Source organism: Methylocella sp. CPCC 101449, from assembly GCF_031921685.1.
In the GTDB taxonomy this organism is placed as follows: domain Bacteria; phylum Pseudomonadota; class Alphaproteobacteria; order Rhizobiales; family Beijerinckiaceae; genus Terripilifer.
This window is the reverse complement of the sequence record NZ_JAPDHU010000001.1, coordinates 1,772,930-1,791,212: the sequence shown is the minus strand read 5'-3', so window position 1 is coordinate 1,791,212 and position 18,283 is coordinate 1,772,930. Positions and strand designations below refer to the sequence as shown.

The following is an 18,283-nucleotide window of genomic DNA, read 5'->3' as shown; positions in this document are numbered from 1 at the left end:
GCCGGCCCCCATCGCCAAAGACGAGGGGCCGGCGTGGACCGATTACATCATGCGATGCGAGACGGTCTTGACCACGGTGTAGTGCGACAGACCTTCGGCGCCGCCCTCGCGGCCATAGCCGCTGTCCTTGACGCCACCGAACGGCACTTCCGCCACCGAGGCTTCCAGCGTGTTGATCGACACGTTGCCGGCCTCGACCCGGTCCATGATCTCATCGGCATTGCGCGACGAGCGGGTGAAGGCATAGGCGGCCAGACCGAACGGCAGGGCGTTGGCTTTCTCGATCGCCTCGTCCAGCGTCTTGACCGGATTGATCACCGCCAGCGGACCGAACGGCTCTTCGCGCATGACGCGCGCATCGTCGGGCAGATCGGCCAATACGGTGGGCGCGAAGAAATAGCCGCGATTGCCGATGCGATCGCCGCCGGCCAGCAGACGCGCACCCTTCGCGGTGGCATCGGCGACCAGCATTTCCATCGCCTCGATGCGGCGATGATTGGCGACCGGACCCATTTCGACGCCGGCGTCGAAGCCACTGCCGACGACGATCTTCTTGGCATGTTCGGCGAAGGCCTTGGTGAAAGCGTTATAGATCGGCTCCTGCACATAGAAGCGCGTCGGCGAGGTGCAGACCTGGCCGGCATTGCGCATCTTGCGCGACACCGAGGTGATCGCGGCTTCGATCGGATCGACGTCGTCGCAGACGATGACCGGCGCATGACCGCCAAGCTCCATCAGCACTGGCTTCATATGTTGCGCGGCAAGGCCCGTCAGATGTTTGCCCACCGCCGTGGAGCCGGTGAAGGCAATCAGCCGCGTCTGCTCTTGCGGAATAAGATAGCTCGACACTTCGGCCGGCACGCCGAACACCAGATTGAGCACGCCCGGCGGCAGGCCCGCATCCTGCAAGGCGCGCGCGATATGCATCGCACCGGCCGGCGTTTCTTCCGCCGCCTTGATGATGATCGAACAGCCGGAAGCCAAAGCGCCGGCGATCTTGCGGCACGGCTGGCTCATCGGGAAATTCCACGGCGAGAAGGCCGCGACCATGCCGATCGGCTGATGCAGGGTCATGTATTTGATGCCCGGCTCGCTGGGAATGACATGGCCATAGGTGCGCTGACCTTCGGCCGCATCCCATTCGAAGAATTCGGCGCCGCGCACCACTTCGAGCTTCGCCTGCGGAAACGGCTTGCCATGTTCGAGCGTGATCGAGGTGGCGATCTCGTCGGCGCGTTCGCGCATCAGCGCCGCTGCCTTCACCATGATCTCGCCACGCACACGCGGCGCCACCTTGCGCCACATCTTGAAACCGTCGGCGGCCGCCTGCAACGCATCGTCGAGATCGGACTGGTCGACCAGCGGCACTTCACCGATGACGCTCTCGTCGGCGGGATTGAGCACCGGCTGCGACCGCTTGGTCTTGCGCCAGGAGCCGCCGATGTAAACTTGAAGATCAGGATAGCGCGTCATAGGAACCTCGACGAAACAACCGGGAGCGGAAAGCAAGTGCGTATGGCGGGAGCATGAAGCAGGACCTATACGGCGGCTTTCGCGGCTTTGGAATTGTCTTGCTTGGTCGCACCACGCCCGGCAAGATATGAAACGAGTCTCAATTTATAATCAGGGCTGATGAATATTACCCTTCGCCAACTCTATGGCTTCAAGGCGGTGGCGGAAGCCGGCACGTTCACGGCGGCAGCGCAGCGGCTGGGCGTGGCCCAGCCCGCCCTGTCGCAGATCGTGCGCGAACTGGAGGATGAGCTTGACGCGCGGCTTTTTGACCGCACGACCCGGCGCGTCGAACTGACCGCCGCCGGCCGCGAATTCCTGCAGGCGGTCGACCGGCTGATCGAAGATCTCGAACATGCGGTTCACAACACCCGCGAACTGGCGCATCGCAAGCGCGGCCGCCTGGTCATCGCCGCCCCGCCGCTGCTCGCGGCGATGATCGTTCCGCAAACGATCCAGCAATACAAACGTAAATTTCCGCGCATCGAAGTGGTGGTGCTCGACATCGCGCCGGAATTGATCGTCGATCGCGTGCGGCGCGGCGATGCCGATTGCGGTATCGGCACCTTTCCTGACGAACAACAAGGCGTACGCCGCGAACTGCTGTTCCAGGACAGTATGATGGCCTGGTGCGCGCCCTCCTCATCCTTCGCCGCGCAGAAAAGCCTGAATTGGGCGGATCTGCCCGAAACCGACCTGATCACCCTGACGCGTGAAAGCCGTCTGCGCTTCCTGCTCGATCATACCTATGAATCGCTGGGCCTGTCGGTACGGCCGGCCCATGAAGTCTCGCAGGTGACGACCGCCGTGATGATGGTCGCCGCCGATCTCGGCATCGCCGTGCTGCCGTCTTACGCCTGGCGTTTCGCACAGGCCTTCGGCGTGCTGGCCAAGCCGTTGAAGAACCCCGAAGTGCGCCGCGACGTTTCGGTGATCTATTCGGAAACCCGCGCGCTTTCGCCGGCGGCCATGTCGTTCCTGCGATCCTTGCGCGCGCAGAAGGCCAGCCTGTTTCCGCCGAACTCCGTCTGAACTTTTACTTTCGACGCCTTTTCTTTACGCAAACCGGAATCCATTTCGCTCGAAAGCGTTATATGGCGCTTATAAATCCATAAGCCACCGCCTCTTGATGCTTCAGTCCATTCGCTGAGACTGCGCGCGGATCGTTCGCAGCGAACGATCGACAAAAAGACGGCGGATTCGACTATGTCTTTCTTCAAAGGCGTGATGCCTTATCTCGTCACGCCCATCGACGCCGATGGCACCATTCGCACGTCGGTGCTTGCCCGGTTATGCGACGATCTCATCAAAGCCGGCGTGCACGGCCTCACGCCTTTGGGCAGCACCGGCGAATATCCCTATCTCAACGACGAGCAACGCCGGCGCGTCGTCGCCACCACGATCGAAGCGGCGCATGGCCGCGTGCCCGTCATTCCCGGCGTCGCGGCGCTGAGCACGCAAGACGCGATCCGCCAGGCCAAACTTTATCAAGCCCTGCGCGCCAACGGCATCCTGCTCGTCCTCGATTCCTACTTTCCGCTGAACGACGCTCAGGTCATCGATTATTTCACCTCGGTTGCCTCAAGCATCGACATCCCGGTGATCATCTATACCAATCCGAATTTTCAGCGCACCAATCTCAGCCTGAAGGTGCTGGAACAGTTGTCGCGCCATGACAATATCGTCGCGCTGAAAGATGCTTCGACCAACACCGGCCATCTTCTGACGGTGGCACGGCGCTGTCAGGACCGGCTCGATATTTTCGCGGCCTCCTCGCACATCATCACCAGCGTGATGATGATCGGCGGCAAGGGCTGGCTCTCCGGCCCCGCCTGCCTCGCACCACGCCAAAGCGTCAAGCTCTACGATCTGTGCATCGCCGGACGATGGGAGGAAGCCGCGCGCTTGCAACGCGATCTCTGGGCGCTCAACGAAGCCTTCGCCAAGTTCAATCTCGCCGCCTGCGTGAAGGCCGGGCTTGCCTTGCAAGGCTATGAGGTCGGCGATCCGATCGCGCCGCAGCGTGGTCTGGCGAGCGACGAACGCAAGATCGTCGCTCAGGTCCTGGAGAATATCGCGAGGCTGTAAATCAGGCCGCCGACTTCGGCGCCGCCTTCGATTTGGCCCAGTAATTGGCATCGGCCTTCGAGCGGGACAGATCGTCCATCGTCTCGAAGCCCGGCGCCATCGACGCATCGGTGCCGGAGAGAATCTGGTGATGCTCGATGTTCAGAGTGCGCAGCCAGCGCTGCTGCCCCATGGTGATGGCGACGAAATAGCCGATCTCGACGATTTCCGGCTCGCTGAAATGCGCCCGCAGGCGCTCCCACATCTTATCTTCGGACGGCAGATCCCAGGTGATGCATTCGGCATAGGCGAGCGCCGCCTTCTGCCGATCGTCATAGCGTGTCGAACTCTCGAAATTGATCAGGTCCTTGTAATCGGCCTCTTCGAGCCCGGCCTTGGCCGACTTCATCGAGCGTTGATTGCCGCAATATTCGCACAGCACCGAACGCGACACATAGACCCGGCACAATTCCTTGATGTTGTGATCGGCGACGCCTTCGCGAAACACCGTCTGCCAAGTGTTGGCGAAAGACCAGAAAGCCGCCGGCACATGGGCGCGGATCGCCTGGCTCTCGGGACGCGGCGTGCCCTCGCGGCGACAGCGATCGAGCTCCCGCAGCATCGCCTCATCCGTCATCGTGGCTGGCTCGACATAGCTGATCCGTGGCGCCATCAGTGCCTCCCTTAAGCAAAACGTATTGCAAACGTTTGTAGGCGAATATTCCGCCATATCCCCAGATATTGTCAATAGCCTCTTGGGTTTTCCGGCAAAATCGATACAAACGTTTGTAGAACCTCATATTACGAGCCCCGCATGCCAGCCGAGCCGAAAAAACCCGTCACCTTGAAGGACGTTGCCACGGCGACGGGCGTGCATTTTTCGACCGTCTCGCGGGCGCTGAACCCGGCGACCCGCAATCTGGTCAAACCGCAGATCGCCGCCCGCATCCTCGAAACCGCCCGCACGCTCGGCTATCGACCCAATTCCCTCGCCTCCAGCCTGCGCACCAAGCGATCGGGCGTGGTCGGCGTCGTCGTGCCCGACATGGCGAGCCTGCTGTTTCCGCCCATTCTCGAAGGCATCGAGCACAACCTCCTCAAGGAGGGCTACATGACCATCGTCGCCAATTCGGCGAATGATCCGCAGCGCCATCGCCTGATCCTTGCCGGCATGATGGAGCGGCAGGTTGATGGTCTGATCATCGCCTCGGCCACCTTGCGTGATCCGATCCTCGATGAATGGCTGCAAGGCCCCGCGCCGATGGTCCTGATGAATCGCACCGACGAATTCGGCCGCGCTCCCGCCGTGCTCAGCGACGACATCAAAGGCATTGGGCTTGCCGTGCACCATCTTGCCGGGCTCGGCCATCGCCGCATCGGCCATATCGCCGGCCCCGCCTCGCTGTCGACCGGCGCGGCGCGCCTCAATGGCTTTCTGCTGGCCTGCGCCGAGCTGTCGATCCCGGAGGCACAACGACCCGTCGTCACGTCCGCCGCCTTCTCGCGCGAAGAGGGCCGCCGCGCCTGTATCACCCTGCTCGCACAAAACCCCGATCTCACCGCCATCGTCGCCGCCAACGACATGATTGCGTTAGGCTGTTACGATGTCTTCGCGCAGCAAGGCCTCGTCTGCCCGCGCGACATTTCGATCACCGGCTATAACGACTCGCCTTTCATGGATGTGGTCTCGCCACCGCTCAGCACAGTGCGCATCCACCAGCGCGACATGGGGCTTGAAGCCTCGCGCCTGCTGCTGGCGCGCATTGGCGGCCAGGACATGCCAGGCGATGTGCTGTTGCGCCCGCAATTCGTCGCTCGACAATCGACGGCCGCACCGTAGAAGCCGCTCAGCCATAGGCTTTCTTCAACAGGCTGAGAAACAGCGTCATTACGTGCGAACGCTGTCCCGGGCGCTGCATGATGCCGATCGGCGGCAGGAGATCGCCGATATCCAGCGGCAGAACCACCAGTTTGCGCCGTGCCACATAGTCGGTAGTGGCATCGGCCGTCATGACGCCGATCATGTCCGACTGGCTCAACAGTTCGTAGTTCAAGCGGATCGATGTGGACTCGACCAGCGGCACCGGCGGCACGAGCCCGGCCTGGATGAAAATCTTGTCGATGGCGACGCGCACCGGCGCATTGCCGCGCGGCAGCACCCAGGCACAGGCGGCCAGATCGGCCAAAGTCACACGCTTGCGCCGCGCCAGCGGATGGCCGGCCCGCGCGACCAGGCTAGGTGCCGGATGGAAAGCGATGGTCTGCACATCGACACCGCTCAATCCCGCTTCGAGACGGCCGATGACGCAATCGAGTTCGCCGCGCAGCAGCGCATCGAGCAGCGCCGTATAGGTACCTTCCTCGATGCGCACGCGCAGCCCCGGCGCGATCTTCTGCAAAGCCAATAAGCTCTTCGGCAGAATATCGCCTTCCGCCACCGACAGCATGCCGACGCGTAGCAAGCCGCGCTGCCCCTTGCTGATCGCCACCGCTTCGTGGCGCGACTGCTCGACATCGTTGAGCAAAGCCTCAGCGCGGCCGATGAAGGCCTGGCCGCTCTCGGTCAGCGCGACGCCGCGCTTGCTGCGCACGAAAAGCGTGGCGCCCAGGATCGCCTCGATCTCGCCAATCAGCTTGGAAATCGCCGGCTGCGTCAGCCGCACCCGCTGGGCGGCGCGCTGCATCGAACCCGCCTGGGCAACGGCCAGCACGACCTCCAGATGGCGCATGCGCAGCGACGAAATCATCCCGAACCTCCGAAATCATATTATTCCTATTGGTTATCATGTCATGCCAAAAATCCGTCTTCTCTTATCAAAGCGCCGTTTCATAGTGCAGGCACATAATGGAGGACTGAGATGCGGATCGTGATGCTTGGAACCGGCGCGGCTTTGCCCGATCCCGATCGCTGCCACACCTCCATTCTCATCACCTTGGACAACGGCCGGCACCTGATGCTCGATTGCGGCCATGGCGCGACGCGCCAATTGATGCGCGTCGACGTCAATCCGGCCGATGTCAGCGATCTCTTCCTCACCCATCTGCATCACGACCATGTCTGCGAACTGCCGTTCTTCGTCATTTCGCAATGGATCCTGAGCAAGCGCGGTTCGCTCAACCTGCATGGCCCCGCCGGCACGAAGGAGATGGTCGGCCATCTGTTCGAGAACGGCGCTTTCGCCGCCGATATCAGGGCGCGCAGCGCCTATCCGGCGCGCCAGGCCAATATGGAAGCGATCCGCCCGGCCGTGCGCGAATATAAGGAAGGCCTCGTCTTCGAGGATAAGGATATCCATGTCACCGCCGCGCTGATGGATCACATCCCGGTCGAGATTTCGCCCTGCTATGGCTTCCGCATCGAGGCGGAAGGCAAGATCGTCACCTTCAGCGGCGACACCGCGCCCTGCGAAGGCATTCGGAAAATCTCGCAAGGCGCCGATCTCCTGATCCACGAATGCACTTTCACCGAGGCCTTCATCGAACATCGCCGCAAATCGGCCGTCGGCACCTTCTCGCACACGAGCCCCGCCGAACTCGGCAAGCTTGCGGTGGACGCTGGCGTGAAGGAAGTGATCGCCACCCATATCGGCCATGTCGATTCCCTGTCGCCTGTTCTCAAACGCGCCGCGGGCAAGCATCTGCCGGTCGAGCTGATGGGCCCGCATCAGATCGACGCCTATGTGAAGGAAATCCGCAGCACCTACAAAGGCCCGCTGCGCATCGCCCACGACCTCATGCGGATTGATCTTTAAACGGAGAGCAAGAAATGAGTGCGATCAGCCGCCGTGCCGTTCTGACCCTTGCTGCTGCTGTTCCTCTTATTTCGACGCGAAGTTTCGCCGCTTATCCCGAGCGACCGATCATGGTCATCGTTCCCTATGCGCCGGGCGGTGCCGGCGACATCACCATCCGGCTGTTGTCGGAGGTGATGGAAAAGCAGCTCGGCAAACCTTTGGTCATCGATGCACGCGGCGGTGGCGGTGGCATGATCGGCGCCAAGGCGGTGGCGAGCGCGGCACCTGATGGCTATACCTTGATGATGGGCGCGACGAACAATTTCGTCATCAATCAGTTCATGCTGCCGAAGTCCGGCCTCGACCCGCTGCAAGCCTTCGACTTGATCACCCGGGTCGCCGTGGTGCCTTCGGTCATGTACACGCACCCGTCCGTGCCGGCGAAAACCTTAGGCGAATTCATCGCCTATGCGAAAGCCAATCCCGGCAAGCTCAATTATTCTTCGCCCAGCGCCGGCACGGCGCCGCATCTGGCCGTCGAGCGGCTGAAACAGCTCACCGGCATTCAGATCACCCATGTGCCGTTTCGCGGCGCGCCGGAAGCCTTGCAGGCGGTGGTACAAAACGACGTACAGCTCTATCTCGCCGGCTGGGGCGTCGGCCGCTCGCTCGTCCAATCCGGTCAGGTGAAGGCGCTCGCCGTCGCCGCCGAACAGCGCCTGCCCAATGTGCCTGACCTGCCGACCGCTACGGAGAGCGGCCTGCCCGGCTATGTGATGGAGAATTGGTGGGGATTGGCCGCGCCGCACGGCACGCCGAAGCCGGTGATCCAAGCGATCTATGCCGCCACACGCGCCGCCTTGCAGGACAAAGCCGTGCTGAAACGCTTCGACGAACTGGGCTTCCTGCCCGGCGGCGAAACGCCGGAGCAATTCACCCGCAACAGCGAGACCGAAGCGACGATGTGGAAGGACATCGTCGCCAAGGGCGGTTTCGCCGTGAAGGAATGACCGATCACCTGTAAGCGCGCAGGAAGAACACCGCCGTCACCGCGCAGGCGAACAGGATCGTACCGCCGCGCACGATCTGCGGCGGCAACCGGCGACCCAAATGCGCGCCGCCATAGCCGCCCGCCAGCGCGCCGATCGCCATCGCCGTCATCTCCGGCCAATAGACGATGCCGGAGAACGCGAAGATCACCATGGCGATGGTGTTGGCCGACGTCGTCATCAGGGCGCGCGAGGGATTGAGCGTCTTGATGTCGGCCGTATCGAGCAGGCTCCAGGCGGCCAGCATCATCAGGCCGACGGCGCCGCCGAAATAGCCGCCGTAAATGCCCAGGATGAGCTGGATCGACAGCACGGTGACGATGCCGGCGGAGAAATGACGCCGCAGCAGAGGCCCAAGCCTGGGTCCAAAAGTCAGCATCAGGGTCGCGACCAACAGCAGCCAGGGCAACACGTGGTCGAACAGGCTCGTCGGCGTCCACAACAGCAGCAGCGCGCCGATGGCGCCGCCGATCAAGGTCGCCAGCCATGTCGGCAACAGAGGCACGCCCGCCACCTGGCCAAGCCCATCGCGATAGACCCAAACGCTCGCCACACCGCCTGGCCAGAGCGCCACCGTGCTCGACGCATTGGCGGCGACCGAGGGCACGCCGGCGGCGATGAGGGCCGGCAGCGTGACGAAAGAGCCGCCGCCCGCCAGCGCGTTCATCGCACCAGCCAGAAAGCCCGCGGCGCAGAGCAGGAGATAGGTGGTCATGCGTCTCCATCCCTGGCGGCGGTGAAGCTGAAGACTTCGCCAAACCGATAGCAGCCGTCAAGGCGAAAGCCTGACCGACTAAGGTTGATGAGATGATGCGATTGGCAGTCTTCCTGACCTTCGCTAACCTGCCGTTCCGCTGCGGAAAAAGGTCGAAACCAAATCCGGCCTCAATTGCTTTACATTCGTGACCTAACTTCCAGCCCGCAACTCCCCAGGAGACGTCCCATGTATGCGCGTCGCACCCTCCTTCAATCCTCGGTCGGCGCTGCTGCGCTGGCTTTCGCCCAGTCTCTGCTGCCGCGCGCGGCACAGGCACAAGCCCCGGCACCCTCCGCTCCCGCGCCGGCCGCCCCGAGCGGCCCGTTCCATCTGCCGAAACTCGGTTATGCCTATAATGCGCTGGAACCGCATGTCGACGCGATGACCATGGAGATCCATTACTCGCGTCATCATCAGGCCTATGTGAACGGCATCAATGCGGTGGCCGAACGGTGGCCGGAGATCGCCAAGATCCCGATCGTCGAGACTCTGCAGGATTTGAACAAAGTGCCGGAGAAGGAGCGCACCGCCGTGCGCAACAATCTCGGCGGCCACTGGAACCACAGTTTCTTCTGGGAATTGATGACGCCCGGCGGCGCGAAGGAGCCGCAGGACAAACTGCGCTCCGGCATCGACGCGGCTTTCGGCGATGTCGCCAAGATGAAGCAGGCGGTCAATGCGGCCGCCGCCTCACGCTTCGGCTCCGGCTGGGCCTGGCTGATCGTCGACAAGGACGGCGCGCTGCGCATCGTCTCCACCGCCAATCAGGACACGCCGTTTGAACTGGGCGCCCGCGCCGTCGTGCTCGGCGTCGACGTGTGGGAACACGCCTATTATCTTAAATATCAGAACCGCCGGCCGGACTATCTCACCGCCTGGTGGAACGTGGTGAACTGGGACAAGGCGGCGGAGAACTACGCCAAAGCCAAGGGCTAACAAGGCCTGATCGCTCGATACGCCGAAACCTTTGTGTCATCCCGGACGCCGCAGGCGATCCGGGAACCAGGGGCGTGTAACGAAATCTCGGTCGATTGCGTAAGCCGCTTCATCGTCGCGATTGCAGGCTCTTCCGCTTGCCCCTGGATACCGGATCACGCTTCGCGTGTCCGGTATGACACAGAGGTTCAGCACACCAGGCCTCGGTAGAAACTCCGCTCACGCCTCGCCAAGCGGCACGTCGCCGGCGAGCGCCATGTCGTCGCGATGGATCATCTCAGCGCGCCCCGGCGCGCCGAGCACGCTTTCGATATCCTTGGAATTGCGGCCGACGAGTTGGCCGGCTTCCGCCGCATCATAAGCGATGAGACCGCGCCCAAGTTCAGCGCCCTGCGCATCGCGGATGATGACGCAATCGCCGCGCGCGAAGGCGCCTTCGACACGGGTGACACCCGCCGGCAAGAGGCTCGAGCCACGCTTCAAGGCGCGGGCCGCGCCCACGTCCACATGCACCGTACCGCGCGGCTCGAGCGAGCCGGCGATCCATTTCTTGCGCGATGTCACCGGATTGGACGGCGTCAGGAACCAGGTGCAGCGCCCGCCCGCCGCCACATGGGCGATCGGATGTTTGATGCGCCCGTCGGCGATCACCATATGGGTGCCGCCGGTGGTGGCGATCTTCGCCGCCTCGACCTTGGTGAACATGCCGCCACGCGAAAATTCCGACGCCGCACCGCCGGCCATCGCCTCGATCTGTGCCGTCACCCGCGGCACGACCGGAATGAGTTGCGCATCGGGATCGAGATGCGGCGGCGCCGTATAAAGACCGTCGATGTCAGACAGCAGAACCAGGAGATCGGCGCTCGCCATGGTGGCGACGCGCGCCGCCAGACGATCGTTGTCGCCATAGCGGATTTCGGTGGTCGCCACCGTATCGTTTTCGTTGATGACGGGCACGGCGCGCATGTCGAGCAGACGCGCGATCGTCTCGCGCGCGTTGAGATAGCGGCGGCGTTCTTCCGTATCGTTGAGGGTGACGAGAATCTGCCCCGCCGTGATGCCGCGCGCCGACAGCACCTCCGACCAGGTGCGCGCCAGAGCAATCTGCCCGACGGCGGCCGCCGCCTGGCTGTCCTCCAGCCGTAAAGGCCCGCGCGGCAATTTCAGGATCGTGCGCCCGAGCGCGATCGAGCCCGAGGAGACGACGAGTACATCCTTGCCGTTGCGATGTAATTCGCTGAGATCATGCGCCAGCGCTTCAAGCCAGTCGCGGCGCACGGCGCCTTCACCCTCGCCCTTGCCCTGATCGACAAGCAGCGACGAGCCGACCTTGACGACGATACGACGAAACGAGACGAGGTGCGGAATGGTTGTCACGGGACGTTGATGCCAATGTAACGTAAAGAAACGATAACCACTTTCTCCGGGGTTTGATCCGTCACCCCGCCCGATGTGGACAACCTGCTGAAAACCTTCAGCGCGGTTGCCGACCTATAACGGTTGCCAGGTCGGCTCGCGTGATGCCGCCGCCTCGGGATCCGCAGCGCGCACGACGCCGATTTCCTTGTAGAGCGCCCGCAAGACCTCGGTGACCCCGGTATGCGTTGCCGCCGAGAGCAAGAGCAGCGGTCGCGGCTTCTCGCCCTCGGCGCGCGCCGGACCGGCCGAGCGGATAGCGCGCTTCAAACGTTCCACCTGCTGTTTCAACGTGTCGGCATCGACCGTATCGGTCTTCGACAGAGCGACGATCTCCGGCTTGTCTTCCAGGCCGCCGCCATAGGCCTCGAGTTCGCCGCGAATGATCTTGTAGGCCTTGCCCGCATGTTCGCCGCCGGCATCGACCAGATGCAGCAGCACGCGACAGCGCTCGACATGGCCGAGGAAGCGATCGCCAAGGCCATGGCCTTCATGTGCACCTTCGATGAGGCCGGGAATATCGGCGAGCACGAATTCGCGTTCGTCGACGCGCACCACGCCGAGGCCCGGATGCAGAGTGGTGAAGGGATAGTCGGCGATCTTCGGCTTCGCCGCCGAGACGGTGGCAAGGAAGGTCGACTTGCCGGCATTGGGCAGACCGACGAGACCCGCATCGGCGATCAGCTTCAGGCGCAGCCACAGCGTCATCTCTTGCCCCGGCTGACCCGGATTGGCGCGGCGCGGCGAACGATTGGTCGAGGTAGTGAAATGCAGATTGCCAAACCCGCCATTGCCGCCCTTGGCAATGACGAGGCTCTGGCCGACCTCGGTGAGATCGGCGATCAGCGTCTCGTTGTCTTCCTCGAAAATCTGCGTGCCGACCGGCAGTTTCAGGATCACGTCGGCGCCCTTGGCACCGGCCCGGTTGCGGCCCATGCCATGCACGCCGGTCTTGGCCTTGAAATGCTGTTGGTAGCGATAGTCGATGAGCGTGTTGAGGCCATCGACGCATTCGGCGATCACATCGCCGCCACGGCCGCCATCGCCGCCATCCGGCCCGCCGAATTCGATGAACTTCTCGCGCCGGAACGAGACGCATCCGCCGCCACCGTCACCGGAGCGGATGTAGATTTTCGCCTGATCGAGAAATTTCATCTCACTCTTCCAAACAATCACAGCCGCGGCGCCTCTCAAGCGTCGCGGCTGCACTTCTATAACCCCAAAATCCGCCAACCGGCAGATCAAACGATAATTAGCAGGCGAGACGCATATCGCCCGCCGCCAAAGGCGCCGTCTGGCGCGCCTGCCAGGTTTCCCGGTCGAGACCGAAATACCGGCAGACGAACACGCCGCCGCGCTCGGCCATATCGACCGGCTTTTCACCTTCGACGACAAAACCGGCGTTGAGCAACACACCGCAGGAGCGCGGATTGTCGACCATCGCATGGGTCTCGATCTTCTCGACTTCGCTCGCCCGGAAGGCCAGGTCGACCAAAGCCTGGGTCGCCTCGGTCATCAGGCCCTGGCCCCAGAAGGGCTTGCCGAGCCAATAACCGAGCAAGGCCCGGCCCGCACGGGTCTGATGCACGCCGATGACGCCGATCAGCTCGCTGGGCCTGTCCTTCAAAGTGAGCGCCAGAACGACGGCGCTGCCCTGGGCATTGCCGACCCGGCTCTCGAAAATCCAGCGATCCGCCGCCGCCTGAGGATAGGGATGGGGGATGCGCGCCGTCATTTGCGCGACGTCTTTGTCCCCGGCCAGGCGTACAATCGCGGCAGCGTCGGCAATTCGCGGCCAACGGAGCCACAAACGCTTGGTTTCGAGCCGAAAAATGTCGTCGCGTAGCAAATCCGGGAACATACCCGTTCTCCAGTCCAACGGGCGCCCTCGCGCCCAAAAACGCGAAGGGGAAATGGAGCCCCATTTCCCCTGGCTTAGCCATTTTGGCCTTGGACTGGATTTCAGGAGGTTCCTGAAGGACGGTCCACCGGGGTTTGGAGCCGGTGAAGTCCTTCGCTGACCTTCACCTTACTCAGCGGCCTGCAGTTTTTGGGCCGCAAGGACGTTTACGTAAGCTCGTTTGCCTTTCGAGGCGAAAGCAACCGTGCCGTCACAGAGCGCAAACAACGTATGGTCCTTGCCGATGCCCACATTCGAGCCCGGATGCCACTTGGTGCCGCGCTGACGCACGAGAATATTGCCGCCGAGGACTGCCTCGCCGCCGAACTTCTTCACGCCGAGACGGCGTCCGTCTGAATCGCGGCCGTTACGGGACGAACCGCCTGCCTTTTTGTGAGCCATAACCTGCTCCGAACCTATCTCTGTAAGGCGCGCCACCCATGGGGCGCTGCCTCAGATGAAATCTGTATCTCGAGCACCATACCCGAAACACGCGGGAAAGGGAATCGCCGAAGGGCTTTATCAGCCCAGGGAAATACCCGTGATCTTGACCAGGGTCAGGTCCTGACGGTGGCCACGCTTGCGCTTCGAGTTCTTGCGGCGGCGCTTCTTGAAGGCGATGACCTTCTCACCACGCGTCTGCTCGACGATCTCGCCGGACACCTGGGCGCCGCTGAGGAACGGTGCGCCAAAATTCGTCTTGTCTCCATCAACGCTCATCAGAACGTCGTTGAAGGTCACCTTGTCGCCCGCCTCTCCGGCCAGCAACATCACGGTAATCACGTCGTCGGTGGCAACTTTATACTGTTTGCCACCGGTCTTGATCACTGCGAACATCGTTTTTCTCCGTGTTCAATCCCGGTTCTGCGACAATCGCGACCGGCTTCTTTGCAGGGTCTAACCAGCGAAAATGTCCCGGTTTTCGGGCTTGCCAGACCAAAAAGACCAGCAAAACACGAAAAACGCGGCCTTCGCCGCGCTTGGAACGGCGCTTCTATAGGCGCATCCACGCCGTTCTGTCAAACCTTTAGGCTGGATCGCCGCTGCCACCGGCTCGACGGAACCGGGCGAATCCTTAATCATCGCGACCATCATGTCCGACACGCCCCCGACCCACACGCCCAATGGCGCCGCCGTCACCCAACTGATCCAGACGGTTTTCCTGGTCAATGCCCAGCTCATCGCCGACGGCGATCACCTGACCCGCGACCTCGGCTTCACCAGCGCCCGCTGGCAGGTGCTGGGCGCCGCCGGCAGCGGCCTGCGCTCGGTCGCCCAGCTCGCCCGCCACATGAGCCTGACCCGCCAGAGCGTGCAGCGCCTGGTCGATTGGCTGGTCGCCGGCGGTTATGCGGTTTTGATCGACAACCCTGATCACCAACGCGCCAAACTGGTGCAATTGACGCAAAAGGGCATCGACATCCGCCGGCAATTGCAACTGCGCCAGACCACTTGGGCAAATGAAATGGGCGCCGCCCTTTCCGCCGAGGGGTTGCAGACCACGCTTGAAACCCTGCGCGGCTTTCGCCAGGCGCTGGCGGCGGCGAAACCCAGCCGCAAAGCCAAGCGCTGATCCCCAAAAAAGCGTTTTCAAGCGAAGTGGACACCCGTTCGCGTGAAGAAAACGCGTCAGAACAAGAATCTAATAATCTTGCTGCCAGCGTGTCAGATGGCGCTGCGCCGTTTCCATGATCGCATTGATGACAAGGCCGAGCAGGCCGAGCGTGATCACCCCGGCAAAGAGATCCGGGCTGTTGAACGAGCGCGCAGCATGCAAAATGTTGGCGCCAAGCCCGACCTCCGCCGACATCATCTCGGTGATGACAGCCAGGATCAGCGACACCGTGAGGCCAAGCCGCACACCGGCGAAAATATCCGGCACGGCACTTGGCAGCACGATCGAGGTGATCACCTCCCGCGACGAGAGTTCCATCGTCCGCGCCATTTCGAACAGACGCGGCTCGACCGACTTCACCCCCTGAATGGTGGCGAGCAGGATCGGCCACAATGAGCCGAAGGCGATGACGAAAATGATCATCGTCTTGGTCAGGCCGAGCATGAGAATGGCGACTGGAATGATCGCCGAGGCCGGCAACGGCCGCAGGAATTCCAGGCTCGGCTCGATATAGGCGCGCACCGTCGGCGACAGGCCGATCAACAGACCGAAGCCGCAACCGACGACGACGGCGAAAGCAAAGCCGACCAGCATCCGCCCCGTCGTGCCGAGAATGGCTTGCAACAGCGAGCCATCCTCCACCTGCCGCCAGAGCGCATCGAAAGCATCGGTGACCGGAGGCAGGAAGACGCGCGAGACGAGATCGCTGACCGAAGCGAATTGCCAAAGCGCCAGGAACAGCAGCAGGACGACGATGCTGCCGATGTTGAGGAGAAAGGCACGCGCCGTCATGCGATATCCCAACGCGTAAAGAGCCGGCGCTGCGCCTGCAACAAGCCAAAGTTCAACAGCCAGCCGATGAGACCGACCCAGATCAGATAGGCGAACATACGATCGGGATGCAGCGTCTCCTGCGCCACGATCAAAGCATAGCCCAGCCCCTGCGGATTGGCGGTGATCTCCACCGTGACGGCGACGATTAAGGCCACGCCGGCCGCCAGCCGCAAGGCGGTGAAGAGATTGGGCACCACGTCAGGCAGGACGATGGTGAAAAGCTTGCGCACCCAACCCAGCTCAAGACCGCGCGCCACTTCCAGCAACTCGCGCGGCACCTGTTTCACCGCCGTCTGGGTGATGATCAAAGCCGGCCAGATGCAGGCGAAGGCGACGACCGCGATCGTCATGCCATAGCCGAAGCCGAACACCAGCATGGCGAGCGGGATCAGCGCCACCGACGGGATCGGCCGCACCGCTTCCACCGAAACACGGCCGAGCCGATTGGCCGCATCCGACATGCCAAACCAGGCGCCGAGCGCAATGCCGATGCCGCCGCCGATCAACAGACCGATCAGGGCACTGACGATGGTCTGCTGCGTCGCCTTCAACATGCTGCCGTCGAGTAATGCGCCCGCGCCCGCTGCCGCCACGGCGCTCGGATAAGACATCATGTCCGATTGAATGAGGCCGGACTGGCCGACGAATTCCCACAGCAGCAGAAGCGAGACGGGCAGAACGAGCGCGCGCAACATGCAAGCCTCCCGTCAATGCTTCTTCGGCAGATATTGGAACAATTCGTGACGATAGCGCAGGAACTGCTCATCCTCGCGGGTGGTGAGCTGATCGCGCGGGAATTTCAGATCGATGTCGAGCACCGCCGAAATCCGCCCCGGCCGGCTTTCCATGGCGCAGACGCGATCACCGAGATAGATCGCCTCTTCGATGTCATGGGTGATGAAGATCACCGTCATACCGGTTTCCCTGGCGAGCTTGGAGATCTCGTCCTGCAAGGTCTGGCGCGTCATCGCATCGAGCGCGCCGAACGGCTCGTCCATCAGAAGCATTTTCGGCTCGAGCGCCAGGCAGCGGGCAATCTGCAAGCGTTGCTGCATGCCACCCGACAATTGACGCGGAAAGCGATCGGCCGCCTCGGCGAGGCCGACCTGTTCCAGAAGCCGCTCGATGATCTTCTTCTTGGTCGCCGCATCGCGCGGCGTCGGATCGGTGTCCAAAGCCAATTGCACATTGCTCGTCACCGTGCGCCACGGCAGCAAAGCCTTGCTGTAATCCTGAAAAACCACGGCGCGGCGGCGCGACGGCTGTTCGATCGGCGTGCCGTCGAACATCAAGCGTCCCTCGGTCGGCCGGTTGAGGCCGCCGATAAGACGCAGCAACGTGGTCTTGCCGCAGCCCGATCCGCCGATGATCGAGACAAACTCGCCCTGACGCACGTTCAGCGAAATGTTCTGCAAGATCGTCAGTTTCCCCTGTGCCACCGGCACGGAGAAACTGACGTTCTCGATCGACAGCAGCGGGCTCTGCATGTCCGTTGCCCGCTGCATCGGCTTATCCTGCACCATGGTCATTTCCACAGAACCCGCGCCGGATCGGTCGGCTTCTTGGTCAGCCCCTGGCTGACACAAATCTTCGACCAGTCGTTGATCTGCTCAGGCGTGACGGCGGCTTGCAACGCCGGCAATTGCACCTGCGCCAAAACCCCTTCCGGCAGTTTGATATAGGCACCGATCGCCTTGCGCAGGATCGCCGGATCCTTCTTGGCGAGTTCGGTCGCTTCGCGGATTGCGTCCTGGAAGCCCTTAGCCGCTTCCTTGTTCTGCGTCGCCCACTTGCGCGACGCGACATACCAGCCTGTGGCGATGCCATCGCCCATGTCGCTGACATAATTGGCGACGAGATAGCCCTGCTTGGCTTCGAGCGCCCGCGTCTTGAATGGATCGCCGGTGACGACCGCATCGACCTGGCCCGCCTTCATCACATCGCCCAGCTGCGCGAAGGGCGATTCGACGAAGGTGGTCTTCTTCCAGTCGGCGCCGTTGCGCGTCATCCATTCGCGGAACATCACATGCAGGAAGGCGTTGAGCCCCGGCGTGCCGACCTTCTTGCCTTCGAAATCCTTCGCGGTCTTGATGCCTGAGCCTTCACGCGCCAAGACGCCGACCTCGCTGGCATTACGATCGGTGACGCCACCGCCTGCGAGGATGACGAGATCGAGACCGTTTTCCATCGCCTGCAAAGTGACGGGCGCCGTCGGCGGGCCGATCTGCAAACTGTCGGCGATCAAAGCCGCCGGCGTCGTCGAGGAATTGGGCACGAGCACCATTTCCACATCGAGACCATGCTTGGCAAAAATACCTTGATCGGCGGCCACATAGGCATTGGCGAAAGCCGTCGAGGCCGAATAACCTATTTTGACTTTCGTCGCCGCCATGGCGCCGCCCATCAAGGCCAGCGCTAGGCCGCCGACACCTGCATAAGACAGAATGCGTTTGAACATGGTCT

General features: G+C 62.5%; 20 protein-coding genes. 7 read left to right on the top strand and 13 right to left on the bottom strand.

Translation table 11 applies throughout. From position 1 onward, the window contains the following. Positions 1 to 42: 42 nt before the first annotated feature. A complete protein-coding gene (locus tag OIM99_RS08265) occupies positions 43 to 1,473 on the bottom strand; it encodes an NAD-dependent succinate-semialdehyde dehydrogenase (RefSeq protein WP_311849858.1) in 1,431 nt (476 codons plus the stop codon). 159 nt (positions 1,474 to 1,632) lie between these two features. On the opposite strand from OIM99_RS08265, the gene OIM99_RS08260 reads away from it, so the two are divergent. Together OIM99_RS08260 and OIM99_RS08255 are read left to right on the top strand one after the other, a co-directional pair. Then, on the top strand, positions 1,633 to 2,544 hold the full coding sequence (locus tag OIM99_RS08260; protein ID WP_311849857.1) for a LysR family transcriptional regulator: 912 nt from the start codon (positions 1,633 to 1,635) through the stop codon (positions 2,542 to 2,544). A gap of 174 nt (positions 2,545 to 2,718) precedes the next feature. Next, positions 2,719 to 3,600: a dihydrodipicolinate synthase family protein gene (locus OIM99_RS08255; RefSeq protein WP_311849856.1), complete on the top strand. Its 882-nt coding sequence runs from the start codon at positions 2,719 to 2,721 to the stop codon at positions 3,598 to 3,600. 1 nt (position 3,601) lies between these two features. On the opposite strand, the gene OIM99_RS08250 is transcribed toward OIM99_RS08255, so the two are convergent. Continuing rightward, positions 3,602 to 4,252, bottom strand: coding sequence for a hypothetical protein (locus tag OIM99_RS08250; protein ID WP_311849855.1), 651 nt, complete (start codon positions 4,250 to 4,252; stop codon positions 3,602 to 3,604). A gap of 141 nt (positions 4,253 to 4,393) precedes the next feature. Between OIM99_RS08250 and OIM99_RS08245 the strand changes: the two genes are divergently transcribed. Continuing rightward, a complete protein-coding gene (locus OIM99_RS08245; RefSeq protein ID WP_311849854.1) occupies positions 4,394 to 5,419 on the top strand; it encodes a LacI family DNA-binding transcriptional regulator in 1,026 nt (341 codons plus the stop codon). A gap of 7 nt (positions 5,420 to 5,426) precedes the next feature. Here OIM99_RS08245 and OIM99_RS08240 read toward each other — a convergent pair whose 3' ends face one another. Continuing rightward, on the bottom strand, positions 5,427 to 6,326 hold the full coding sequence (locus tag OIM99_RS08240; protein ID WP_311849853.1) for a LysR substrate-binding domain-containing protein: 900 nt from the start codon (positions 6,324 to 6,326) through the stop codon (positions 5,427 to 5,429). A gap of 111 nt (positions 6,327 to 6,437) precedes the next feature. Between OIM99_RS08240 and OIM99_RS08235 the strand changes: the two genes are divergently transcribed. Both OIM99_RS08235 and OIM99_RS08230 read left to right on the top strand, forming a co-directional pair. Beyond that, positions 6,438 to 7,331, top strand: coding sequence for an MBL fold metallo-hydrolase (locus OIM99_RS08235; RefSeq protein ID WP_311849852.1), 894 nt, complete (start codon positions 6,438 to 6,440; stop codon positions 7,329 to 7,331). A gap of 14 nt (positions 7,332 to 7,345) precedes the next feature. Beyond that, positions 7,346 to 8,323, top strand: a complete 978-nt coding sequence (locus tag OIM99_RS08230; RefSeq protein WP_311849851.1) for a tripartite tricarboxylate transporter substrate binding protein — start codon at positions 7,346 to 7,348, stop codon at positions 8,321 to 8,323. Positions 8,324 to 8,327: 4 nt separating this feature from the next. Here OIM99_RS08230 and OIM99_RS08225 read toward each other — a convergent pair whose 3' ends face one another. Next, positions 8,328 to 9,077 (bottom strand): sulfite exporter TauE/SafE family protein, encoded by a 750-nt coding sequence (locus tag OIM99_RS08225; RefSeq protein WP_311849850.1) that lies wholly within the window; start codon positions 9,075 to 9,077, stop codon positions 8,328 to 8,330. Between the two features lie 228 nt (positions 9,078 to 9,305). On the opposite strand from OIM99_RS08225, the gene OIM99_RS08220 reads away from it, so the two are divergent. Further along, the gene (locus OIM99_RS08220) at positions 9,306 to 10,055 is read left to right on the top strand and encodes a superoxide dismutase (RefSeq protein ID WP_311849849.1); all 750 of its coding nucleotides are present in this window, start codon (positions 9,306 to 9,308) and stop codon (positions 10,053 to 10,055) included. A gap of 219 nt (positions 10,056 to 10,274) precedes the next feature. Here the strand turns inward: OIM99_RS08220 and proB are convergent, their stop codons facing one another. The 5 genes from proB to rplU form a co-directional block, all read right to left on the bottom strand. After that, positions 10,275 to 11,432, bottom strand: coding sequence for a glutamate 5-kinase (proB, locus tag OIM99_RS08215; protein WP_311849848.1), 1,158 nt, complete (start codon positions 11,430 to 11,432; stop codon positions 10,275 to 10,277). Between the two features lie 114 nt (positions 11,433 to 11,546). Then, positions 11,547 to 12,626 carry a GTPase ObgE gene (gene obgE, locus OIM99_RS08210; protein ID WP_311849847.1) on the bottom strand — a complete coding sequence of 360 codons (1,080 nt, stop codon included), beginning with the start codon at positions 12,624 to 12,626 and terminating at the stop codon, positions 11,547 to 11,549. 97 nt (positions 12,627 to 12,723) lie between these two features. Continuing rightward, positions 12,724 to 13,332: a GNAT family N-acetyltransferase gene (locus OIM99_RS08205; protein ID WP_311849846.1), complete on the bottom strand. Its 609-nt coding sequence runs from the start codon at positions 13,330 to 13,332 to the stop codon at positions 12,724 to 12,726. A gap of 168 nt (positions 13,333 to 13,500) precedes the next feature. Further along, entirely contained in the window at positions 13,501 to 13,773 is a 273-nt protein-coding gene (gene rpmA, locus OIM99_RS08200) for a 50S ribosomal protein L27 (protein WP_311849845.1), read from the bottom strand. A 120-nt stretch (positions 13,774 to 13,893) separates the two neighbouring features. Continuing rightward, positions 13,894 to 14,208 (bottom strand): 50S ribosomal protein L21, encoded by a 315-nt coding sequence (gene rplU, locus OIM99_RS08195; protein ID WP_311849844.1) that lies wholly within the window; start codon positions 14,206 to 14,208, stop codon positions 13,894 to 13,896. A gap of 256 nt (positions 14,209 to 14,464) precedes the next feature. Here rplU and OIM99_RS08190 point away from each other — a divergent pair, with 256 nt between their 5' ends. Continuing rightward, positions 14,465 to 14,944, top strand: coding sequence for a MarR family transcriptional regulator (locus OIM99_RS08190; RefSeq protein WP_311849843.1), 480 nt, complete (start codon positions 14,465 to 14,467; stop codon positions 14,942 to 14,944). 69 nt (positions 14,945 to 15,013) lie between these two features. On the opposite strand, the gene OIM99_RS08185 is transcribed toward OIM99_RS08190, so the two are convergent. The 4 genes from OIM99_RS08185 to OIM99_RS08170 are packed head-to-tail and all read right to left on the bottom strand — an operon-like array spanning position 15,014 to position 18,278. Next, positions 15,014 to 15,778, bottom strand: coding sequence for an ABC transporter permease (locus OIM99_RS08185; protein ID WP_311849842.1), 765 nt, complete (start codon positions 15,776 to 15,778; stop codon positions 15,014 to 15,016). Then, positions 15,775 to 16,515: an ABC transporter permease subunit gene (locus OIM99_RS08180; RefSeq protein ID WP_311849841.1), complete on the bottom strand. Its 741-nt coding sequence runs from the start codon at positions 16,513 to 16,515 to the stop codon at positions 15,775 to 15,777. Before OIM99_RS08180 ends, OIM99_RS08185 begins: the two co-directional genes overlap by 4 nt. A 12-nt stretch (positions 16,516 to 16,527) precedes the next feature. After that, on the bottom strand, positions 16,528 to 17,343 hold the full coding sequence (locus tag OIM99_RS08175) for an ABC transporter ATP-binding protein (RefSeq protein WP_311849840.1): 816 nt from the start codon (positions 17,341 to 17,343) through the stop codon (positions 16,528 to 16,530). 2 nt (positions 17,344 to 17,345) lie between these two features. Then, entirely contained in the window at positions 17,346 to 18,278 is a 933-nt protein-coding gene (locus OIM99_RS08170; protein ID WP_311849839.1) for an ABC transporter substrate-binding protein, read from the bottom strand. Positions 18,279 to 18,283 lie beyond the last annotated feature (5 nt).